Annotated in this window: 17 protein-coding genes and 4 pseudogenes; 15 read left to right on the plus strand and 6 right to left on the minus strand. The window is 60.6% G+C overall.

Going from position 1 to position 21068, the window contains the following annotated elements; translation table 11 throughout:
* Window positions 1–6 precede the first annotated feature (6 nt).
* Complete coding sequence (locus DQ405_RS04790) at window positions 7–198, minus strand: hypothetical protein (protein WP_168423149.1); 192 nt, start codon at window positions 196–198, stop codon at window positions 7–9.
* 193 nt (window positions 199–391) lie between these two features.
* Between DQ405_RS04790 and DQ405_RS04795 the strand changes: the two genes are divergently transcribed.
* Window positions 392–1267, plus strand: coding sequence for a DUF6279 family lipoprotein (locus DQ405_RS04795; protein WP_168423150.1), 876 nt, complete (start codon window positions 392–394; stop codon window positions 1265–1267).
* A 69-nt stretch (window positions 1268–1336) separates the two neighbouring features.
* Here DQ405_RS04795 and DQ405_RS04800 read toward each other — a convergent pair.
* From DQ405_RS04800 to DQ405_RS04815, 4 genes and pseudogenes are all read right to left on the minus strand, one after another.
* Window positions 1337–2307 (minus strand): annotated as a pseudogene (locus DQ405_RS04800) (SDR family oxidoreductase).
* Between the two features lie 84 nt (window positions 2308–2391).
* The gene (locus tag DQ405_RS04805; protein WP_168423151.1) at window positions 2392–3216 is read right to left on the minus strand and encodes an aldo/keto reductase; all 825 of its coding nucleotides are present in this window, start codon (window positions 3214–3216) and stop codon (window positions 2392–2394) included.
* Window positions 3216–3680 carry a VOC family protein gene (locus DQ405_RS04810; protein WP_168423152.1) on the minus strand — a complete coding sequence of 155 codons (465 nt, stop codon included), beginning with the start codon at window positions 3678–3680 and terminating at the stop codon, window positions 3216–3218. The genes DQ405_RS04805 and DQ405_RS04810 overlap by 1 nt, the downstream gene beginning before the upstream one ends.
* Window positions 3681–3813: 133 nt before the next feature.
* Window positions 3814–4449 carry a LysE family translocator gene (locus DQ405_RS04815; RefSeq protein ID WP_168423153.1) on the minus strand — a complete coding sequence of 212 codons (636 nt, stop codon included), beginning with the start codon at window positions 4447–4449 and terminating at the stop codon, window positions 3814–3816.
* Between the two features lie 237 nt (window positions 4450–4686).
* Here DQ405_RS04815 and DQ405_RS04820 point away from each other — a divergent pair, with 237 nt between their 5' ends.
* The 8 genes from DQ405_RS04820 to DQ405_RS04855 all read left to right on the plus strand — a co-directional run bounded on the left by DQ405_RS04820 (window position 4687) and on the right by DQ405_RS04855 (window position 10050).
* The gene (locus tag DQ405_RS04820; protein WP_168423154.1) at window positions 4687–5337 is read left to right on the plus strand and encodes a helix-turn-helix transcriptional regulator; all 651 of its coding nucleotides are present in this window, start codon (window positions 4687–4689) and stop codon (window positions 5335–5337) included.
* Window positions 5334–5717 (plus strand): curli production assembly/transport protein CsgE, encoded by a 384-nt coding sequence (csgE, locus tag DQ405_RS04825; RefSeq protein WP_168423155.1) that lies wholly within the window; start codon window positions 5334–5336, stop codon window positions 5715–5717. The genes DQ405_RS04820 and csgE overlap by 4 nt, the downstream gene beginning before the upstream one ends.
* Entirely contained in the window at window positions 5714–6136 is a 423-nt protein-coding gene (locus tag DQ405_RS04830; protein ID WP_168423156.1) for a curli assembly protein CsgF, read from the plus strand. The genes csgE and DQ405_RS04830 overlap by 4 nt, the downstream gene beginning before the upstream one ends.
* A gap of 20 nt (window positions 6137–6156) precedes the next feature.
* The gene (locus DQ405_RS04835) at window positions 6157–6993 is read left to right on the plus strand and encodes a CsgG/HfaB family protein (RefSeq protein WP_168423157.1); all 837 of its coding nucleotides are present in this window, start codon (window positions 6157–6159) and stop codon (window positions 6991–6993) included.
* A 90-nt stretch (window positions 6994–7083) separates the two neighbouring features.
* Entirely contained in the window at window positions 7084–7383 is a 300-nt protein-coding gene (locus DQ405_RS04840) for a hypothetical protein (RefSeq protein ID WP_168423158.1), read from the plus strand.
* Window positions 7384–7393: 10 nt separating this feature from the next.
* Window positions 7394–7573: a curlin repeat-containing protein gene (locus DQ405_RS28450; protein WP_446730862.1), complete on the plus strand. Its 180-nt coding sequence runs from the start codon at window positions 7394–7396 to the stop codon at window positions 7571–7573.
* A gap of 22 nt (window positions 7574–7595) precedes the next feature.
* Entirely contained in the window at window positions 7596–8870 is a 1275-nt protein-coding gene (locus tag DQ405_RS04850; protein ID WP_168423159.1) for a hypothetical protein, read from the plus strand.
* Between the two features lie 373 nt (window positions 8871–9243).
* Window positions 9244–10050, plus strand: coding sequence for an outer membrane protein OmpK (locus DQ405_RS04855; RefSeq protein ID WP_168423160.1), 807 nt, complete (start codon window positions 9244–9246; stop codon window positions 10048–10050).
* 130 nt (window positions 10051–10180) lie between these two features.
* Here DQ405_RS04855 and DQ405_RS04860 read toward each other — a convergent pair whose 3' ends face one another.
* Window positions 10181–11140, minus strand: coding sequence for a class I SAM-dependent methyltransferase (locus DQ405_RS04860; protein ID WP_168423161.1), 960 nt, complete (start codon window positions 11138–11140; stop codon window positions 10181–10183).
* Window positions 11141–11325: 185 nt separating this feature from the next.
* On the opposite strand from DQ405_RS04860, the pseudogene DQ405_RS28455 reads away from it, so the two are divergent.
* The 6 genes and pseudogenes from DQ405_RS28455 to DQ405_RS04885 form a co-directional block, all read left to right on the plus strand.
* Window positions 11326–12462 (plus strand): annotated as a pseudogene (locus DQ405_RS28455) (HAMP domain-containing protein); the annotation flags it as partial.
* A 336-nt stretch (window positions 12463–12798) separates the two neighbouring features.
* Window positions 12799–13317, plus strand: a pseudogene (locus DQ405_RS28460) (methyl-accepting chemotaxis protein); the annotation flags it as partial.
* 298 nt (window positions 13318–13615) lie between these two features.
* Window positions 13616–15139: an ATPase domain-containing protein gene (locus DQ405_RS04870; protein WP_168423163.1), complete on the plus strand. Its 1524-nt coding sequence runs from the start codon at window positions 13616–13618 to the stop codon at window positions 15137–15139.
* Window positions 15126–16841, plus strand: a complete 1716-nt coding sequence (locus tag DQ405_RS04875; RefSeq protein WP_168423164.1) for a response regulator — start codon at window positions 15126–15128, stop codon at window positions 16839–16841. The genes DQ405_RS04870 and DQ405_RS04875 overlap by 14 nt, the downstream gene beginning before the upstream one ends.
* Before the next feature lie 131 nt (window positions 16842–16972).
* Window positions 16973–18505 carry a phosphate ABC transporter substrate-binding protein gene (locus DQ405_RS04880; protein ID WP_241729826.1) on the plus strand — a complete coding sequence of 511 codons (1533 nt, stop codon included), beginning with the start codon at window positions 16973–16975 and terminating at the stop codon, window positions 18503–18505.
* Window positions 18506–18849: 344 nt separating this feature from the next.
* Window positions 18850–21050: pseudogene (locus DQ405_RS04885) on the plus strand (OsmC domain/YcaO domain-containing protein).
* Window positions 21051–21068 lie beyond the last annotated feature (18 nt).

Consider the following 21068-nt stretch of genomic DNA (forward strand, 5'->3'; position numbering starts at 1 on the left):
CGCTTTTCAGCGAGGCGTAGGCGTCTGCGATATCTTGGGCTCCTGCTCCCCATCCATCACGGCCTGCGCTTCCTCACGCGTGGCGTACGGACCGGCGATGGTCTTGCCATCCATTTCCACCACCCAGCAGGTCACCCAGGTCGGACGCCAGCCCTGCGGTACTTCGTCTCCGGTCAGATGCCTGATCGTCTTCTGCATGACTACCTCCTCGTCAATTGCCGTACGGGTCGGGCGCACCATCGGCGTCCCTACCCTAATAGGGACCACAACTCCCGTGGTTTTCTCGCAGAAACAAGCCGTTGCTGTTTCGGCCCGAACTGCCGCAGCGTCCCGTTGCTCTACTGAACAGCGAAATGTCGTTTGATGTGATGACGAAAAGACGAGGACTCCGATGCAGATCCGTCAGGTGCTTGGCTGCAAGATTTTGTTATTGCTGGTGGCACTCGCCGTGCTGATGGCCGGCTGCAGCCGCATGAATCTCGCCTACCGTAACCTTGACCTGTTGATTCCCTGGTCACTCAACGATTACCTGGATATGAATCGCGAACAGGAGCAGCGCTTCCGAGCGCAGCTGCGTGAGCACCTGAGCTGGCATTGTCGTACACAGCTGCCTGAGTACCTCGCCAACATCGAACGACTGCAGCGCCAGGTTCGGGAGGGGAACGTCGATGAAGCCGCGCTCCGCGGTCACTATCGCGACGTGAAGCAGGCGATCCATACCGTCGCTGTGGAAATCACCCCAACCACAACGCAGCTACTGCGCGACCTCGATGACGAGCAGGTCCGCGAGCTCGACGCGGCGCTCGAGGATGACCGTCGCGAGCGTGAAGAGAAATACCTGAAGCCACCACTGGCAGAGCAGATTCGCGACCGTTCCGAGCGCATGCGTGAGCGGGCCGAGCAATGGCTTGGCAGCACCAGCGCGGCGCAACGGCAACGCATCCTCCAATGGGCCCACGCACTCGGCGCGCAGAACCAGCTCTGGTTGGACAATCGGGTGCAATGGCAGCGAGCGCTGAGTGAAGCGGTCAACGAGCGCCACGAAGCGGATTTCGCGCAACGCGTCGAGAAGCTGCTGCAGGACCGCGAGTCCTTCTGGACGGCCGATTACAGGGCCGCCTTTGCTCGTACCGAGCAGGCGGCCATCGATCTGGTCGGCGATCTCTACGCCATGTCCGATACCGGCCAGCGTCGCCATTTGGATGAGCAGCTGGAAGATCTACGCAAGGATCTGAGTTCGCTGGACTGCTTGTCAGCGGCGCGCTGAGCCGTCACACGGCGCGCCGGACAACGATCTGATAGCCGACATCTGCGCAGTTAGTCTTTCTACGATCCGCTAGCGTCGACGACAGCACAACAGCAATCCTACTATGCCGACTGCAATCCCACCCGCCACCAGCAAAGCCCGCTGCTGTGAATCACCGTTGCGCCAGCCGCCATCGATTCGCCGTTGGCCCAGCGCTGGATGGAACAGATTGCCCGAAGAAGGTGCCACCCGTTCAGCACGACGCAACGCGGTGCCGGTGAGTAGCCCTGACAAGCGATCGAAGCCTGGCGTGACGAAATGTGCAAAGCGCAACAAGGTCGCCGTCAGACCAACCGAAGTGGTATGGCGCGGGTGCAGCGCCAGACTGACCATCGCCTCTGCCACCTGGCGCGGATCGCTGAGCGGTGGCGGCGGCTGCAGCGAACGTCCCGCATAGTTCCCGCCGTCGCGAAAACCGGGCGTATCGACGACCGAGGGATACACATCGCACACATGGATGCCAGGCCACTGGACAAGTTCGCCGCGCAACGCATGGGAGAACCCGCGCAGGCCGAACTTGCTGGCCGAATAGGCCACCGCGAACGGCTGCGGCACCCAACTGCCGACCGATAGGGTATTGATCAGAATGCCGCCGTTCTGCTGCTTGAAATAAGGCAACACCACATGCGCACCGCGCAGATAGCCGATCAGATCGGTCTGCACCACTTGTTCATGTGCATCCAGTGGCGTCTCGTCAAAAGCGCCCACCGCGCCGACGCCAGCATTGTTGATCCATACATCGATGCGGCCCTGACCAAACTCTGCGGCAGCAGTGGCCAGCTGTTCGACGGAGTCGCTGAGGGTCGTATCGTCGGCACTACAAGCGCTTCAGCGCCGAGCGCTCGGCACTCTTGCGCCGCCTCCTGCAGTGCTTCGTCGTCACGCGCGGCCAGCACGACACGGGCTCCCTGGCGGGCGAAAGCCTGCGCGGCGGCGCGACCGATGCCACTGGACGCACCGGTGATCACCACCACCGCGCCTTCGAGTTTGGTTCCACTCATGCTCGCTTCTCCGGTTTGCTGTCGTTCATAGCTGACAGCCGCGGCGAGGCAAACATTCCCTGCCGTCCCGAAGGACGACCGCAATCAGACCATCTGCAGTGCCTGCCGACGCGTCGGAGGTGGAAACGCCACGTCAAGAATCCGCAGGTCTTCACTGGTGAGGTTCAGCTCTGCTGCGGATGCATTGGAACGCAGATGGATCGGATTGGAAGATTTGGGTATGACCAGCACGCCGGGTTGGCGCAAGGCCCAGGCCAGGGCAACCTGAGCGGGCTGCGCACCGTGTCGGCGGGCGACATCGATGACGGCGGGATGACGCAATAGCTCGCCGCCCTGCCCCAACGGGCAATAGGCCATGATCGGCATGCTCTGGGTCTGGCACCACGGCAGCAGATCGTATTCGATGCCCCGCTCGCCGGGGTTATAGAGGACCTGGTTGGTCGCGCATGCGGGCGCATCCAGCTTGCGCATGTCGTCCAGATCGAAGTTCGACACGCCCCAGCGGCGAATCTTGCCCTGGTCCTTGAGGCGCTCGAAGGCGTCGACGGTTTCCGCCAGTGGATACTGGCCGCGCCAATGCAGCAAATACAGATCGATACAGTCAGTGTCCAGGCGACGCAGGGTGCGCTCGCAGGCCTCCGGCACGCCTTTGCGGCTGGCATTGTGCGGATAGACCTTGCTGACGAGGAAGACCCGATCGCGGCGGTTATGGATCGCTTCGCCGACCACCTCTTCGGCACCGCCCTCGCCGTACATCTCAGCGGTATCGATGAGCGTCATGCCCAACTCGATACCGAGCCGTAGTGCGGCCACTTCGTTGTGGCGTTCGGCCGGGTTTTCGCCCATGTGCCAGGTTCCCTGGCCGATTACCGGTACCACCTGGCCGTCGTTCAGCTTCAAGGTCCGCATCAGTCGTTCCCTCGCGGTGCATTTTGCTCGGCAACCGGTTCGGCCCAAGGATCGTAGGTGCCGAAATTCCACAGATGCCCCTCGAGGTCGCGACAGCTGAAGCCTCGACCGCCGTAGTCCTCGTCTTTCAACTCGATGACGATCTCGGCACCGGCGGCCTTGGCCTTGGTGTAAAGAGCGTCGGCACTGTTGACGATGACATAGGTGCTTTGCGTGGAAATCCCACCCACCTCATCCGGCTGCCGGACCTGGCGGCCATATTCCGAATCGACTACCGGCCCCAGCATCAGCATGCCACTGCCGAAGCTGAGTTGGGCGTGAATGACACCGACCTGAGGATCTTCAACCACACGCTGCTGCTCGAAATCGAATACTCGACACAGCCATTCCAATGCCGCAGGCACATCGCGGTAACGCAGGCAGGGAATCAGATTGGAAGTTGTGTTCTTGCTGTACAGGGACATGGAATCTCCTTTCGATTGCCGCCGAAACGCCGTAAAAAACGCACTGCATAGCATTCAGACCGATACCAGGCCCGACGTTCCCACCATTGGGCCTGCCCGTTTCGTCGCAGCCGAGACGAAACGGCAACATGCCCTATGCGCGTTCCGCCAAGCCGAGACGAATCCCCAGGCCGATCAGCACCGAGCCAAGCACACGATCGAGCCATTGACTCAAGCGGCGATTGCTGCGGAATGCCGAGCTCGCCCGAGCCGCGAGCAACACCAGCGCACACTCGACGATGATCGCCACCAGAACCACCAGCACACCCAGCACCAGCAGTTGCAGCGCCACCGCCCCTTTATCCGGGCGAACGAATTGCGGCAGGAACGCCATGAAGAAAATCGCCGCTTTGGGATTGAGAATATCAACCAGAATGCCTTGGCGATATGCCTGCCAGGCAGTGGTGCGCGGCCCGGTGTTGAGGTTTAGCTGGGTGCCGGCGCCCGCTGAGCGCAATGCCTGAATGCCGAGATACAGCAGATAAGCGGCACCGACATACTTGACCACGGCAAAGGCTAACGCCGACGTGGCCAGGATCGCCGATATCCCCAGCGCCGCTGCCGCCACATGAACCAGCGCACCGCTGCATACGCCGCACGCCGAGGCCACACCGACACGGCGGCCGCCGGATAACGTACGCGAAAGCACGAACAGCAAATCGGGTCCCGGCGATACGTTCAGCGCCAGGGCAGCCGAGAAGAAAACCAACCAGAACGCTGGATCCGACATCACTGCCTCTTACCTCGCCGCCGTGAAAAGGTATTGAATGTAGTCCAGCGACCGAATGGCTTCCAGCTCCAGTCCGCGCCAACCAACAAGCACTTCGTCGGAAAACCGGCACCAGAGCACACTATCGACTTTTTATTGTCACTCCTCTGAACTACCTTTCTAGCGGCAAGTCAAAGCGCCAGGCCCGGCGAGGATTCCGGGCGCTACTCGTTTAGCCACTTAGCAAAGGATATGCAAATGACCGATGAAGCCCGTCTGGCGCTCGTCGCCTCGTCAGCTCGTCTCGTTCTGCTTTCCAACAGTGAATTGTTGGACAACTCGCTTCATCAATATCTTCTCGGTTGCCCTCAGTTGCGCCTGACCCGCAGCAATACGCTTCGCGCCGGACTGAACGACGCGGACCTGACGCTGGTCGATGTCGGCAGCTTCGCGGACGCTGATTGCCTGCGACTGCTTCGGCAGTTGCGCGACACCCCTACCGCACTGGTGAATGTCCAAGCCGAGCAGGCGCGACGGCTGCTGGAACTGCACCCCTGGGTCAAGGGTGTGTTCTATCCGAATACCAGCCGCAACAATTTCAGCCGCGGCATCAGCATCATTCTCGACGGCGGTGACTGGCTACCCCGTGCGCTGATGGAAAAGCTGCTCGGCCGCTATCGCCAACTGACTCACGCCTCGCGGGCCATCGATGAGCTGTCGGTACGCGAGAAGCAGATCCTGGCACTTGCCGGCAAAGGACTTTCGAATTCGGAAATCGCCGAGCACCTGCACCTGAGCACCCATACCATCAAGAGCCATATTCATAACGCACTGGGCAAGCTGGGCGCATCCAACCGCGCCCAAGGCGCATCGTTGGTGATGGGGCATGTCAACGAGGCCGGTATATGAAGGCGGTATGCCTGTGCGTGGCGTTGCTCGCCAGCGTTCAGGTCCACGCCGACGAGGCCGAACTCAAAGGCTTTATCACGAACAACACGGTGTCCCGGTCCGGCCAGGAGTTCTACCGCAAGTTCTGTGAGCGGTTGAACAACACCAGTACGCTGGACTTCAACCTGGCTGTCAAAGAGCGACCCTCGGCACGCTGGGGCATCCTGGTCTGGGTCGAACAGGACAACCATCCGCTCTACCGCCGCTTCCTGCAACCGAACGTCAACGACATGGAGCAAACCGCCTATGAGGCGGCGGATTTCGTACTGCAAGAGATAAACCGTAAGAAAGTCGAAGCATTGTTCGAAGACACCATTGACCTTGCAAAGGATGAGTTATGAACCGGCTACAACAAAAAGCTACCGGTATGCTCCTGGCCGGAATGCTGCTCAGCACCTGCGTCACCGCGACCGAACTGGTCTACACCCCGGTCAACCCTTCGTTTGGTGGCAGCCCACTGAACGGCGCCTGGCTACTGGGCAATGCCCAGGCACAGAACGACACCAAAGACCCGGACGCGATCGATCGCTCATCGCTGACCGGCACCTCGGCGCTCGACCGTTTCACCAGCCAGCTCGAGTCACGCTTGCTCTCTAATCTGCTGAATAAGATGGAAGACCCCAACGGTGGTTCATTAATCACAGATGACTTCATCGTCAACATCGTGAACCTCGACGGTAACCTGACAGTGGAGATCACTGATCGGCTGACGGGAGAAGTATCGGAAATCATTGTTAACGGCTACGGCGCCATCAATTAATCGCAAGGAGAGCAAAGGCCATGAGAAGCCTATTCGTAGCCATCGGGATGATGGCCGTTCTACAGGGCTGCGCCGTGCGCGAGCCCATGTCGGCGGACCAGGAAACCCCAACCCTTACACCCCGTACCTCGACCTATCAGGACCTGCTTGAACTACCCCGCCCCAGGGGACCGCTGGTGGCAGCGGTATACGGCTTTCGCGACCAGACAGGGCAATACAAACCGAGCCCGGCCAGCTCATTTTCCACCGCAGTCACCCAAGGCGCGGCCAGCATGCTGGTCGATGCGATGCAGGCCAGCGGCTGGTTCATCGTGCTGGAGCGCGAAGGCCTGCAGAACGTGCTGACCGAGCGCAAGATCATTCGCGCTTCGCAGGCCAAGCCGGATGTCGCACCGAATATCCAGTCGGAGCTGCCATCGCTACTGGCCGCCAACATCATCATGGAAGGCGCCATCGTCGCCTACGAAACCAACGTGCGCAGCGGCGGACAGGGTGCACGCTACCTCGGCATTGGCGTCTCGCAGGAATATCGGGTCGATCAGGTCACGGTCAATCTGCGTGCAATCGATGTACGTAGCGGTCAGGTGTTGTCCAACGTGATGACCACCAAGACCATCTACTCCATCGGGCGCAGCGCCAACGTTTATAAGTTCATCGAGTTCAAGGAGCTGCTCGAAGCCGAGGCTGGCTACACCACCAACGAACCAGCGCAGCTTTGCGTACTCTCAGCGATCGAAGCGGCCGTCGCTCACCTGATCGCCCAAGGCGTTGATCGTCGACTCTGGCAAACCGCGGAGAACACCCCTGCGATCAAGGCGGAACTGGCGAAATACCTCGCGACGCCCGCCAAGATCTGAAACAAACGCAACGGTTTCGCTCGTTCGATGGATTTGACGAATCGCGGTTTAGGTCAGGATGACTGACCGCGATGCAATCAGGGATGACTGATGAACCAGGTGCAATGGATTGCCCGTAACGCACTGCCGCCACTGCTCTTCGCAGCGCTAGCCAGTCCTGTTCTCCAAGGCACCAGCCTTTCGATGGCGCTCGACCTAATCGGCAGCGACTTCGCTCAACGCTCTTCGTACGCGACCCGGACCGGCCAGCTACCGGCGCCGCTGCTCATCATCCAGCAGGCCGATGGCCGCCTGATCGTGAGATCAATTAAAGCGGCAACGCGCTTGGAGCATTCTTGCTGGATCGCGGCTACGCACACGAAGCGACGATCGCGCAGCACGGCAGCATAACCAAAAACTGATTTTTCAAGTCGGCACCTGCAACCAGGCCCGCTTTGAACAGTACGGCGCGCAAAACAACGCGCCGATCGAACAGACCGGCACAGGGCATCGCAGTTGCGTTACGCAGAATGGCCAGGGTCTGAACGTACTGGTTCGCCAGTACGTCTTGAAGCAAAGCACCACCAGGAAGTACCGCTGAAAACATTCCATGGAGAGACATAATGTTCAAGATCAAACCCCTTGTAGCTGCCCTTCTGACTGTCGCCGCCACACAGGCTTTCGCCGCCGGCAACACATCCGAACAGCGCCAGAACGGCATCGACAACCTCGCCCAGGTAGAGCAAAACGCCGGCGCATCGAACATGGCCAAGCAGCTGCAAAGCGGCTGGGGCAATGACGCGATGATCGAGCAGAACGGCTCACATTCCTCGTCAGCCCTGCAAACCCAGATCGCAAACTTCCATCAGGCTGACGTCACCCAGACGCTCGCCGTGCGCAGCAGCTCGGTGCAGTGGCAGAACGGCAAGGCCAACATTGCCCGCGCCAACCAGACCGGCACCTGGGGCAGCAGTATCGAACAGCGGCAACATGGTTACGCCAACAGCGCCGAAACCGATCAGACCGGCACTCACGACAGTGACGCCGTTACCAAGCAACAAGGGGCTCACAACGTCGCCGCCAGCTACCAGGCCGTGGCCCATGGCAGCGAGTCGGCGTTGTATCAGAACGGTAACCGCAACGATGCAAGCACCACTCAGTCGTTCAGCGCCAATGACCGCGCCATGATCGACCAGCAAGGCAACGAGAACGCCGCCGGCATCACCCAGACCTGGAGCGCCGGCTCGATCGTCGAGGTCGAGCAGATCGGCAACCTCAACGAGGCGTACGTAAGCCAGACCGGTGCCCGACACGAGGCGTACACCTATTCAGGCGGCGACAGCAACAACCTGAACGTCGGCCAGCGCGGCGCCAACCAGAATGCGTTCGTCTACCAGCAGGGCAACGAGAACAATGCCGACATTGCCCAACGCGGCAATGGCAACACCGGCACCGCCAATCAGCATGGTTTCGGCAACGTCACAGCGATTGACCAGGGCGGCCGCGACCACATCGCCACGGTTAATCAGTTCGGCAGCTACAACGATGCAACCGTCGACCAGCAGGGTAAGAACAACGAGCTGAACTTCACCCAGTCGGGCATCTTCAACACCCTTACTGCGGTGCAGGAAGGCGAAGGCAACCGTATCACCGGCTCCAGCAGCATTGCCGGCAACGACGTCGATATCGTTCAGGATGGCGATTTCAACCTGGCCAACGTTAACCAGCTCGGTTCCGGCAACGCCGCAACCCTGTCCCAGTACGGTGAAAGCCATCTGGCTACCGTCAATCAGGGCGGTGCCGGGCACGACGCATTGGTCGTCCAGAGCGGCATAGGCAATAGCGCCCTGATCAGCCAGGCCGGTCTGAACAACATGGCCGTCGTTAGTCAGCATTAACGGGTATGCAACACTGAAACTGCCGGCCCTGTGCCGGCAGTTTCGTTTCCTGCTGCGGCAAACAGCCCTGTCCTATGCCATTGCGCGGTATCTCGGCAGGCTGCTGACGCCCAGGGCGCTCTGTTGAAGACTCGTTGGGCTGGCCACTGAGACGATGCATGCCTATCGAAGCCGGCCAGCTACCTTCCCACTCGCACCCTGTCGGCTCGGATATCTCCCGCACCAGACGGCGGTTCTTATCACAAAACAATGAAATCCAAGGATTTTTATGGTATTTCCGCTGCGCTTTATCAAAGGCAGCGGCGCAGCTTCGAGCGCGACGCCTGCCCAACTATTCGTACAAGCAGTCGTAACTGCACCAAGGAGCACACCGATGAAACACAGCCTCAGCACCGCCGTTGTCGTCGCGGGAATGGCCCTCGCTGGCCAAGCCGCGGCCTCTCCCATGCTTTGGCAGGACAACAGCCTGACCTATCTCTACGGGAAGAATTTCGCCGTTGATTCAGGCGAGGACGGGCGCGAGGCCGATATCCAGCAGACCATCACTTTCGAACACGCCAGCGGCTGGACCTGGGGCGATATGTTCCTGTTTGTCGACCACAAATGGTTCAACGGCCACTCGGGTAATGATGGGCGCACCTACTACGGCGAATTCAGCCCGCGCCTGTCGCTGGGCAAGCTTACCGGCCAGGATTTTTCCTTTGGGCCGATCACCGACGTACTGCTATCAGCCACCTACGAGCGTGGCGAGGGCCGCAACCGTAACTACCTGCTCGGCCCAGCCGTAGACCTATCGGTGCCGGGCTTCGATCGCTTTTCGATCAACACCTACTACCGCAAACCCGATGGCATCACCGGCCAGGCCAGTGGCCAATGGCAGATCACTCCAACCTGGGCCATGACCTTCCCGGTGGGCAAGTCCGACATTCTTTTCGATGGCTTCATCGACTGGGTGGTCAATGACGCTGGCTCCAAGTCCAGCGGCGACTTCGTCGCCAAGAATCTGCACATCAACCCGCAGATCAAATATGACCTGGGCAAGGCACTGGAATACACGCCGGGCGCTCTCTACGTCGGCATCGAGTACGACTACTGGTCAGATAAATACGGCATCGAAGACAGCACTAACTTCAACACCGACAACAATGTGACCAACTTCATCGTCAAGGCGCATTTCTGATCGACGGCGAACGCCGCTAGATCACCAAGCCCTCCGCCAGGCTGTCGGCCCGTTGGTCGACAGCCTCAATTGGTTGCGACGACTGTCCTTCACCGTAGCGGAGACCCGCGTTTTGCGCCGGGTCTGCAAGCTAATCCTGCCCGGCCGACGATCCAGAGCGGCTGAAGACCAGCGCTTTCAAGCCGCTGTCCGGGCTGATATCCGGGAACTCGGGCGGATTCTCCAGACGCTCCTGAAATATCAAATCCGGCGCCTCGGCGGCCACCCCCTCGATAAGAAAATCCGGCCCGGTATCAGGGTCATTGATGCACGCCAGCACCGTGCCGGTTGGCGTCAGCAGCTCCGGCAACCTTCGCAGGATCTTTTGATAATCCCGGCTCAGCGCGAAGCTGCCTTTCTGAAAGGAAGGCGGGTCAATGATTACCAGATCATAGGGCCCGCTCTTCTTCACCTTGCCCCAGGACTTGAACAGCTCATGACCGAGAAAACTCACGTTGCCCAGATCGTGGCCGTTGAGTCGATGGTTTTCACGCCCCCGGCTCAGAGCGGCCCTGGCCATGTCCAGGTTGACCACATGCTCGGCGCCGCCCGCGATGGCAGCCACGGAGAATCCGCAGGTGTAGGCGAATAGATTGAGCACTCGCTTGCCCTGTGCCTGCTCCTGCACCCAGCGGCGTCCGTAGCGCATATCAAGAAACAAGCCGTTGTTCTGCTTGATGCCGAGGTCGAGCTTGTAACGCAGACCGTTTTCGGTGATCAGCCACTCCTCGATCGGCTCGCCTTGCATCTGCTCCATTCGGCTGTCCGGCAGATAGCGATGATGCAGCAACAAGCTATGCGCTCCGCTCACTTGCCAGGCCGGCTGCTGAGCCAGCGTTGCCAGCATCGACTTCAACGCCCCTAGCTCGGGCTCAGTGGGCGCGCGAAACAGCGACACCAGCATCACCCCCTGCAGCCAATCCACCGTTAGGTGCTCGAGCCCCACCCAGCACCGACCACGCCCGTGAAACAACCGACGGGTTTCAGCAGGTACATCGGCCAGGGCGGTTATCAGGTGTTGCTGCAGCGTCGCGAGGGCATCCGGGTGCATGAATTCATCGTCTCGAAAATGACCGGCGCATTCTAAACGCGATCTCGGGCGCCTGCAGGTTCCGGCTCGAGCGAAACCGGCAGGCCCTGAACAGGGCGAGCCGGACCAGCGGCCATCAAGACGCGGGGTCGGCTGTCGATAACCGCCGCAATACCCTCCGTTTGTTCCTCGCGTCGAGTCCAACCATGGCTTTTTTGAAAACAATCCAGGCACGTTACATCACGACTTTCGCAACCTTCATCATCCTCGCCAGCGCTCTGACGCTCCTGGGCATCGACCGGTTCGTTGCTCCACAGCTGAGGGAAACCGAAGTCAGCCTGGTAGAGGAAAAGGTCGATGAGATTGCCCAGGCGATCCAGCTCAACCTGGCCCGGATCGAAAGCCAGTCACGCGCCATTACCCAGACCGTCACGCTGCTCGACAGCGAGCAAATCGATGCCGTACTGCCAGGCTTGATCGATCAATACGGTGACCAGAAGGTGTTCGGTGGTGGCGTGTGGCCGCTTCCCGGGGTGCGAACAACCGGCGTATCGAAGCACAGCACCTTTTATCATCGCGACGCGAGCGGAAAGCTGAAGGTCAACACCCACTGGAACAGTGCCGAGTCGTTGAACTACTTCGATCAACCCTGGCACAAGGCCGGCGTGCAGACATCCAGCGGACAATGCGCCTGGGCGGCCGCCTACAAGGATGACGCCAGTGCCGAGCCTCGCACCAACTGCGCCATGGCGATTCGCAAGGACGGCAGCGCCTACGGTGTGTCTACCATCGACCTCACCCTGGGCTTCTTCAACGAGCTGGTCGCCAACAAGGAGAAGGAGATCCAGGGCCAGATCATGATCGTCGAAGCGGATGGCAAGATTCTCAGCAACCTGCCCGCGCTCAACGAGCAGATCGTCCTGAAGAACGTCGCCGAGCTTGCATCCCGTACGCCGTTCATCGCTCAGATCAAATTGGCGCTGGACCGTGGCGAGCAACGCAGCTTCGCCGAGTTCGACGCGCAAGACGGCGAACGGACGTCATTCTTCCTCAAGCCCATCGAAGGGACGCCGTGGCTGCTCGCAACAGCGCTGCCCAGCCGACTGCTGACGGAGAAAACCCGGTCAGTGCTTGGCACGCTGGGCTGGCTGCAGCTGCCGATGGTTGCACTGCTGCTGATACTGATGGTGGTAGCCCTGCGCAAGTTGATGGGCAGGCTGCAACTGCTCACCGCAAACATCCAATCGTTGTCCTCTGGCGATGCCGATCTGACGCGCAGGATCGATATCAAGGGCGACGATGAGGTTGACCGTATCGGCGTGGCCGTCAACCGCTTCATCGCGTATCTGCAAGAGATGGTCGCTGATCTGGCTGCCTCGTCCCGTCAGATCTCGGTTGAACTGGAGCAGCTCAAGCGACAGTCGGATCACAGCAATGGCATCCTGGCACGTCACGCCAGCGAAACTGACCAAGCGGTGACCGCAATCACCGAAATGAACTCCACGGCCGACTCCGTCGCCCATAGCGCCAACGAAACCGCCAGTTTCACCCAGGCTGCCAACGACCACGCCGCACGCTCACGGCAGACCGTGGACGAGGCAGCTCAAAGCGTTCTGGCGCTGGTCAATGAAGTCGAATCGGCCACCGCGCGGGTACAAGCCATGCAACAGGACGCGCGCAAGATCAACGATGTACTCGGCGTGATCGGTGAGATCGCTGGCCAAACCAACCTGCTGGCACTGAATGCAGCGATCGAAGCCGCACGAGCGGGCGAACAAGGTCGCGGTTTCGCCGTGGTTGCGGACGAGGTCCGCGCACTGGCCGCACGGACCCAGCAGAGCACCTCCGAAATCAACGAGATGCTGGCGACGCTGCAGAGCGCCGTCGACGCCGCGGTAGGGGCAATGGAAAAGACCAAAGGCAGCTGTCAGGCGACCGCCGACCGCACCACACGCGTCAATAGCGGCCTCGACGAGATGGCCGATTCGGTCAACCGCATCCATGATCTCAGCGCACAGATCGCCGCCGCGGCTGAGGAGCAAAGCGCGGTCAGCGGTGAGATCAACCGGAACATGGTGGCGGTTCGAGATATGGTCGAAGAGCTGGTCGAGTCCGGCGTGACAGTCAGCAGAAGCACCGACGGGCTCTCCGCATCCAACGAACGGCTGATCGCGATGGTGAGCCGCTTCAAGCTCTGATGCGCGGGTTCAAGCTGCGCTTTGTGCTCAGCTTGAACCGCCCAACGCCTTCGTGCTCGGTTGTCCTGCGAACCCGCCAGGCGAAACATGCATGCGAACGGCCGATGGAAAGCCGAGTCGGATAAGATGACCGCGCCCCTCGGCTCTGTGAAGCACAGCAGCGTAATTCCGAGGGGTTTTCAGCCCGGCCAGCGCGACATTGCCGGGCGTGTTCTTCCTGCCAATCCCGCCGTCTTGGCTGGGCAGCCGGAGCAAGGAACGCAGCGACGCTCTGCGTAGCGCGTTAAGGAGTACGGAATTGACTTACCCCTCTGATCATTCACTCACCGCAGACGATGAATGCCCTCGCATTTCGACCGGCAGCGAAGGCCTGGACGATATTCTCGGCGGCGGCCTGGACCCCAATCGCATGTACCTCTACGAGGGCAGCCCAGGCTCCGGCAAAACCACCATCGCCCTGCAGTTCCTCCTCGAAGGCGTGCGCCACGGCGAAACCGTGCTCTATATAACGCTCTCGGAAACCAAGCGCGAGCTGGAACTGGTCGCCAAACGCCACGGCTGGACGCTCGATGGCATCGACGTGTTCGAGCTGGTGACGCCCGAAGACAGCCTCGATCCCGAACTTGAGCTGACCGTGTTGCACCCGGCCGAGATGGAGCTGAACGAGACCACCAAGCAGGTTTTCGAGCGAGTCAGCCAAACCAACCCAACCCGGGTCGTTTTCGACAGCTTGTCCGAGATGCGCCTGCTGGCGCAGAGCCCGCTGCGTTATCGCCGCCAGGTGCTCGCGCTCAAGCACTTTTTCACTACTCGCCGCTGCACGGTGATCCTGCTCGATGACCAGACCTCCGAGAGTGGCGATCTGCAGCTGCATTCGATTTCTCACGGCGTGGTGTTGCTCGAGCAGCTGGCCATCGATTACGGCGCCGAGCGCAGACGCCTGCGCGTAATCAAGATGCGTGGCATCAAGTTCCGAGGCGGCTATCACGACTTCACCATCAAGAAAGGTGGCCTGGCGATCTATCCACGGCTGATCGCGGCCGAACATCATTCATCATTCGTGGGCGAGACGATTTCAAGTGGCAACCCGGAACTGGATCGGATGCTCGGTGGCGGGCTGGAGCGCGGCACCAACGCGCTGCTGATAGGTTCTGCCGGCGTCGGCAAGTCATCGCTCGCACTGGCCTACGCCGCGGCCGCCTGCAAACGTGGCGAACAGGTGGCGTTTTTCATATTCGACGAAGGCATTGGCACGCTACTGGCGCGCGGCCGGGCGCTCGGCCTGGATTTGCAGCCGTGGATCGAAAAGGACCAGCTGCTTCTGCAGCAGATCGACCCTGCCGAACTGTCACCCGGCGAATTCACCGCGGCGGTACGTCAGAGCGTCGAAGAGCGGGGCGCGCAGCTGGTGGTGATGGACAGCCTCAACGGCTACCTGAACGCCATGCCCGACGGTCGCTTCTTGATTTTGCAGATGCATGAGTTGCTGAGTTATCTGGGTCAGAAAGGGGTCATCAGCGTGATGGTGCTGGCTCAGCATGGCTTGGTCGGCCCGATGGATACGCCCATCGATATCAGCTACCTCAGTGATGCGGTTATCATGCTGCGCTATTTCGAGCATGCTGGCGTGGTCCGGCGTGCATTGTCGGTGGTGAAAAAGCGCAGTGGATCCCATGAAAATTCCATTAGGGAGTTTCGCCTTGGTGCGTACGGCGTCAAGGTCGGGCCACCATTGGTGGATTTCAGCGGCATATTCTCGGGCACGCCGATATACACCGGCGACGCCACTCCCCTCATGAAAGACGAGCATGACGACGCCTAAGCGAGATAGCCCACTAGTAGTCGTCTTCGCCCCCATTGGCAGGGACGGACCGGCAACGGCCGATCTGCTGCGGCGCAGCGGCATGGCTGCGGATGTCTGCCATAGCGTCGCCGAGGTGCTGGCACGCGCCGAAAACGATGCCGATGCGGTGTTCATTGCTGAAGAGGCATTGTTCGGTCAGGACCTTCAAACGCTGGCAACCTGGGCCGCCCGGCAGCCGGCCTGGTCCGATTTTCCATTCGTGGTGCTGACCAGCAAGCATCAGCAGCCGGCCGTCAGTGCCTGGCGCCAGCGCATGGTCGCGGCCCTGTGCAACGTTTCTCTGCTCGAACGTCCGGTGCAGAGCATTACCCTGACCAGCGCCGTCCAGGCAGCTGTGCGCGGCCGTCTTCGCCAGTACGAAGTTCGCGCATTGATCGAGGCTCGCGAGCAGGCCTCGCACGAGCTTGAGGCACTGGTGGTCGAACGCACCCGGGCATTGGAGCAAGCCAACATCGAGCTGCGTACGCAGATGGCGGAGCGCGCCCATATCGAAGAAACCCTGCGTCAAACCCAGAAGATCGAGGCCATCGGGCAGCTCACTGGGGGCATCGCCCATGATTTCAACAATCTGTTGATGGTCATCGCCGGCGGCCTCGACATGCTCGATCGCCGATCCGACCCGGAACGCCGCCAGCGCCTGATGGATGGCATGCGCCAGGCCGCACAGCGAGGTGCGGCACTCACCCGCCAGTTGCTGGCCTTCTCTCGGCGTCAGTCTCTGGCACCCGAGCCGGTCGACCTTGCTCATCACATCAGCCGGATGCGTGAATTGCTTGACCGTAGCCTGCGCGGTGACGTGCATGTCGAGGTGCAGTTCGCGCAAGACCTGTGGCCGGTGGAAGTCGACCCGGGCGAGCTGGAGCTGGTGATACTCAACCTGGCGGTCAACGCCCGCGATGCGATGCCCGAAGGCGGCACGATCCTCCTGCAGGCCTCGAATGCACCTGACGAGCAGGTGCTGGGACAACGTAGAGATTTCGTTCGCCTGGCGGTGATCGACTCAGGAACCGGTATCCCGGTCGATGTACGCGGGCGGGTATTCGACCCGTTCTTTACCACCAAGGAGATCGGCAAGGGTTCTGGCCTGGGGCTGGCGCAGGTCTACGGGTTTGCTCGTCAGTCAGGCGGTACGGTGTGGATCGATACTGAATGTGAGCGAGGAACCAGCGTGGTGCTCCTGCTGCCCCGCTCGGCGGCGACACCTGAACAGGGCCAGCCCGGCAATCTGCAGATCGAAATTCCGGCGGACACCTCAGCCGGCCATGTTCTGCTGGTCGACGATGATGAAGAAGTCGCTGCACTTGTGGCTGAAATGCTTCAACACCTGGGCTACAGCGTAACCCATGCCGCCAGCGCCGCAGCGGCCTTGGATATGCTGGCCAACGAACGCAATGTGGACCTGGTCTTTTCCGATGTAATGATGCCCGGAGGCATGAACGGCGTGGAACTGGCGCGCGAGATCCGTACAAGACACTTCCGCACACCGGTTCTGCTCACCAGCGGCTACGCCGAAGCGGCGAAGAAAGCCGCCGCCGATCAAGGCGTCTACGTACTGGCCAAGCCCTATCGACTGGAAGAGCTCGCGCTTGCCATCAAGGAAGCCTTGGCAAACGCCGCAGCACCGAGCGAGCACGCAGAGCCGCTCGCATCGTTCCAGTGATCCCGACGAGTATCCACTCTCGGGCCTGAGACCGAACTAAGCGCGCCCAGCACCATCGAAACGCCAACTCCGAGCGGCCGGCCACACTGCGCCCTGCAGCGCCTCGCCGCAGCCCGACAAAGGAATTGGCCATGCCCGAGCTGCCCCACATCGCCAGCGACTCCGCCCTCGACACCCTGTCCACGTCACGCTGGACGGCGCTGCTGCTGGGTGCCGTGCTGGTGACTACGCCACTCGTATCAGCAGCGAGTGACCCGTCGCTTTCGGCCCGCGACGCGCAAAACAAACGCTTCAGCGAGCAGATCATGGCGGAAACCAACCACCATTCACCGGCACCGACGGCTAAGTACAACCACATCATCACCTACGGTCAGTCGCTCGCATCAGCTGCCGAAGGTTGGCCTGCGCTCTCGAAGCAACCCGGTTACGACAACCTGATGTTAGGCGACTCGCCACGCTCGGCGACCTTCAGCGGAGCTCGCTTCGTACCGGTGGGTGAGGCGTCGTTCAAGCCGCTCAGAGCGGTGGTCCAGCTCAAGCGAGATCCGAAGACAATTCTCGACAGCGCAGCGATCGCGGAACTGGAGCAGCACGCCCAGGAAGAAGGCGAATCAGTGGAAGTTGGCGCACTGAACATGGCGCGCCGTCTGTATCTGGAAAAGCATGGCGTCGAGTCCGATCCCGAGCATCTGTTCGTCGCCAGCAACGCATCTACCTCTGGACGCTCCATCGTGCAGCTGTCCAAGGTCGGCGGCACCCATGAGTACCGGCGGGTGCTGCAGGCAGTGGACCAGGCCAAGCGGATCGCCGACGCGCAAGGCGCCAGCTACAGCATCAGCGCTTTTTTCTGGCTCCAGGGGGAATACGATTACGCCGAAGTGCAAGGCGGCATCAACGACAAAGCCACCTACAAGAAAATGTTGCGCCAGCTACGCGAAGACCTGAACACGGACACCGCAAAGGCCATCGGACAAACGCAGATGCCCTCGTTCATCAGCTACCAGACCGATGCCAAGTCTTCAGTGGTAGATGGCGGTCTCGACATTGGCATGGCGCAATGGGAACTGGCGCAGGAGGAGCCGAACTGGTACCTCGCCGGGCCGGTTTACCCCTACGTGGACAAGGGCACTCACCTGTCGGCCAATGGTTATCGCTGGTTCGGCCAGATGCTCGGCAAGGTCTATCACCAGGTGGTGATAGAGGGCCGCAACTGGCAACCGCTGTCGCCGCGCGGCGCCACCTTTGAAGATCGCGAAGTACTCATCGACTTCCATGTGCCCTCCCCGCCGCTGGTATTCGACCAACCCTATCTCGGCCATCAGGCATGGCCGATAGAGAACCGCGGCTTCATCCTGATCGACGAGCAGGGCGAGGTGCCGATCGAAGCCGTGGAGATCGTCGCCGACACGGTTGTGCGTCTGAATGCCGGCCGCGATCTGGTCGGCACGCCGCGCATCCGCTATGCCAGCCATGCGGTTGGAGGCGCCGGTGAATTACGCGACAGCGACCCGACCCAGGCCGACGCCCGCTACGAATACTTGCCGGACGAAGGCATGCCGCGCGAAGCCAACATCGCCGCGCTGGTGGACAAACCGTATCCGCTGCACAACTGGAGTATCGCGTTCGAGTTGCAGGCGGGCAAAGGGCACGCCTCGCCACGCTGAGCGCAAGTGCTGGAAATGGCCGCGACAGACGGGCAGCAGCGGTGCCCCCGTCACGTCCGTCGCGGCGAAAATGGGCGCGCTCAGGCCTTTCTTTGAGCCTCTTGCTGCTTTCGCCAGGTAGCAGGCGTACGGCTTTCCCACTGACCGAAGGCACGAAAGAACGAGTTCTGATCCTCGTAGCCATTTGGGACGACGAGGTCGTGGTGGGTCACTGCCGTGCATTCGTGTTAGCGCTGACATTCGGGGAGCGAGGTGCTGCACAGACCGCCAGGCTGGAAAATCACGCACGCAAGGCGGATAAACCGGATAATGGGCGGCCAAATCGTGTTGTTCTGGTATCCCGCATGGAAATCAAAGTTAACTTTCTCGACAATCTCAGGCTTGAAGCCAAGTTCGATGATTTCTCGGTGATAGCCGATCAACCGATCCGCTACAAGGGCGACGGCTCAGCGCCAGGCCCGTTCGATTATTTCCTGGCTTCGTCCGCGCTGTGTGCGGCTTACTTCGTCAAGTTGTACTGCCAGACCCGCGGCATCCCGACCGAAAACATCCGGCTTTCGCAGAACAACATCGTCGATCCGGAAAACCGCTATAAGCAGATCTTCAAGATTCAGGTCGAGCTTCCGGCGGACATCTCCGACAAGGACCGTCAGGGCATCCTGCGTTCCATCGAGCGGTGCACGGTCAAAAAGGTGGTGCAGACTGGGCCGGAGTTCGTCATCGAGCAAGTGGACAATCTCGATGCAGACGCCCAGGCGCTGCTGCTACCCGACACCGCGGCCGACGCGAGCACCTACATCGCCGGTAAGGATCTGCCACTCGAGCAGACCATCGCCAACATGTCAGAGATTCTGGCCGACCTCGGGATGAAGATCGAAATCGCGTCGTGGCGCAATATCGTACCCAACGTGTGGTCGCTGCATATTCGCGATGCGCATTCGCCGATGTGTTTCACCAACGGTAAAGGCGCGACCAAGGAAAGCGCGTTGGCGTCGGCGTTGGGCGAGTTCATCGAGCGGCTCAACTGCAACTTCTTCTACAACGACCAGTTCTGGGGCGATGACATCGCCCATGCCGATTTCGTGCACTACCCCGACGAGCGCTGGTTCAAGCCGGGCCGCAAAGATGCGTTGCCGGCAGAAATACTCGATACGTACTGCCGGGAGATCTACAACCCCGATGGCGAGCTGCGCGGCTCACATCTGTACGACACCAATTCGGGCAACGTCGAGCGCGGCATCTGCTCGTTGCCCTTTGTTCGCCAGTCGGACGGCGAAGTGGTGTACTTCCCCTCCAACCTGATCGAAAACCTGTTTCTCAGCAACGGCATGAGCGCCGGCAATACCTTGGCCGAAGCGCAGGTGCAGTGCCTGTCGGAAATCTTCGAGCGCGCGGTCAAACGCGAGATCCTCGAAGGCGAAATCGCCCTGCCTGACGTCCCCCAGGAAGTACTGGCGAAGTACCCCGCAATCCTGGCAGGCATCCAGGGACTGGAGGAACAGGGTTTTCCGGTGCTGGTCAAGGACGCGTCGCTGGGCGGGGAATATCCAGTGATGTGCGTCACCCTGATGAACCCGCGCACCGGCGGTGTCTTCGCCTCGTTCGGGGCACACCCGAGTTTCGAGGTGGCGCTGGAGCGTAGCCTCACCGAACTGTTGCAGGGCCGCAGCTTCGAAGGTTTGAACGACCTGCCCCAGCCGACCTTTGAAAGCCAGGCGTGATGGAGCCGAACAACTTTGTCGAACACTTCATCGATTCCAGCGGTGTGGTGTCGTGGCGCTTCTTCAGCGCCAAGGCTGACTTCGAGTTCGTCGAGTGGGACTTCTCCGGACATGGCGAAGATTCCAACGCCGAGGAGGCCGCCACGCTGTTCGGGATACTCGAAGGCATGGGCAAGGAAGCGTACATGGCCGTGTATGACCAGCTAGGCGCAACGGCCTGCCGGATTCTTGTGCCCGGCTATTCGGAAATCTACCCGGTAGAAGATCTGGTCTGGGACAACACCAACAAGGCGCTGTTCTTCCGTGAAGACATCCTTAACCTGCACCGGCTGGACGATGGCAGCCTGAAAGCACTGGTCGAGCGTCTCGAAGACAGCGAACTGGATGATTACACCGACATCACCACACTGATCGGGATCGAATTTGACGAGAACACAGCGTGGGGCAAGCTGACGATTCTCGAACTGAAGCTTTTGATCCATCTCGCCCTGAACCAGCTCGAGGAGGCAAAGGAGCTGGTCGAAGCCTTCCTGCAATTCAATGACAACACGGTCGAACGTGGGCTGTTCTATCAGGCCGTGAACGTGGTGCTCGAAGTGGCCCTGGATGACGAGATGCAGCTGGACGACTACGAAACCAACTTCCGTCGCCTGTTCGGCCACGAGCGGATGGACGCCGCGATGGGCTCGGTCGACGGCAGCGTGCGCTTCTTCGGCCTGACGCCCACCAACACCAAGCTGGAAGGACTCGATCGCCACCTGCGCCTGATCGACAGCTACAAGAAGCTGCACGCGGCACGCGCCAGGGTGGCGGCGCTGCGATGAATGCTGGGGCTGGCGAAC

It is taken from the genome of Pseudomonas sp. SST3, assembly GCF_003325755.1.

Coding starts and splice junctions, on each gene's coding strand:
- DQ405_RS04855 (WP_168423160.1), top strand. CDS start 9,244: ATGAAACACAGCCTCAGCACCGCCGTTGTCGTCGCGGGAATGGCCCTC.
- DQ405_RS04790 (WP_168423149.1), bottom strand. CDS start 198: ATGCAGAAGACGATCAGGCATCTGACCGGAGACGAAGTACCGCAGGGC.
- DQ405_RS04880 (WP_241729826.1), top strand. CDS start 16,973: ATGCCCGAGCTGCCCCACATCGCCAGCGACTCCGCCCTCGACACCCTG.
- DQ405_RS04830 (WP_168423156.1), top strand. CDS start 5,714: ATGAACCGGCTACAACAAAAAGCTACCGGTATGCTCCTGGCCGGAATG.
- csgE (WP_168423155.1), top strand. CDS start 5,334: ATGAAGGCGGTATGCCTGTGCGTGGCGTTGCTCGCCAGCGTTCAGGTC.
- DQ405_RS04850 (WP_168423159.1), top strand. CDS start 7,596: ATGTTCAAGATCAAACCCCTTGTAGCTGCCCTTCTGACTGTCGCCGCC.
- DQ405_RS04875 (WP_168423164.1), top strand. CDS start 15,126: ATGACGACGCCTAAGCGAGATAGCCCACTAGTAGTCGTCTTCGCCCCC.
- DQ405_RS04835 (WP_168423157.1), top strand. CDS start 6,157: ATGAGAAGCCTATTCGTAGCCATCGGGATGATGGCCGTTCTACAGGGC.
- DQ405_RS04840 (WP_168423158.1), top strand. CDS start 7,084: ATGAACCAGGTGCAATGGATTGCCCGTAACGCACTGCCGCCACTGCTC.
- DQ405_RS04810 (WP_168423152.1), bottom strand. CDS start 3,680: ATGTCCCTGTACAGCAAGAACACAACTTCCAATCTGATTCCCTGCCTG.
- DQ405_RS04805 (WP_168423151.1), bottom strand. CDS start 3,216: ATGCGGACCTTGAAGCTGAACGACGGCCAGGTGGTACCGGTAATCGGC.
- DQ405_RS04860 (WP_168423161.1), bottom strand. CDS start 11,140: ATGCACCCGGATGCCCTCGCGACGCTGCAGCAACACCTGATAACCGCC.
- DQ405_RS04795 (WP_168423150.1), top strand. CDS start 392: ATGCAGATCCGTCAGGTGCTTGGCTGCAAGATTTTGTTATTGCTGGTG.
- DQ405_RS04815 (WP_168423153.1), bottom strand. CDS start 4,449: ATGTCGGATCCAGCGTTCTGGTTGGTTTTCTTCTCGGCTGCCCTGGCG.
- DQ405_RS04820 (WP_168423154.1), top strand. CDS start 4,687: ATGACCGATGAAGCCCGTCTGGCGCTCGTCGCCTCGTCAGCTCGTCTC.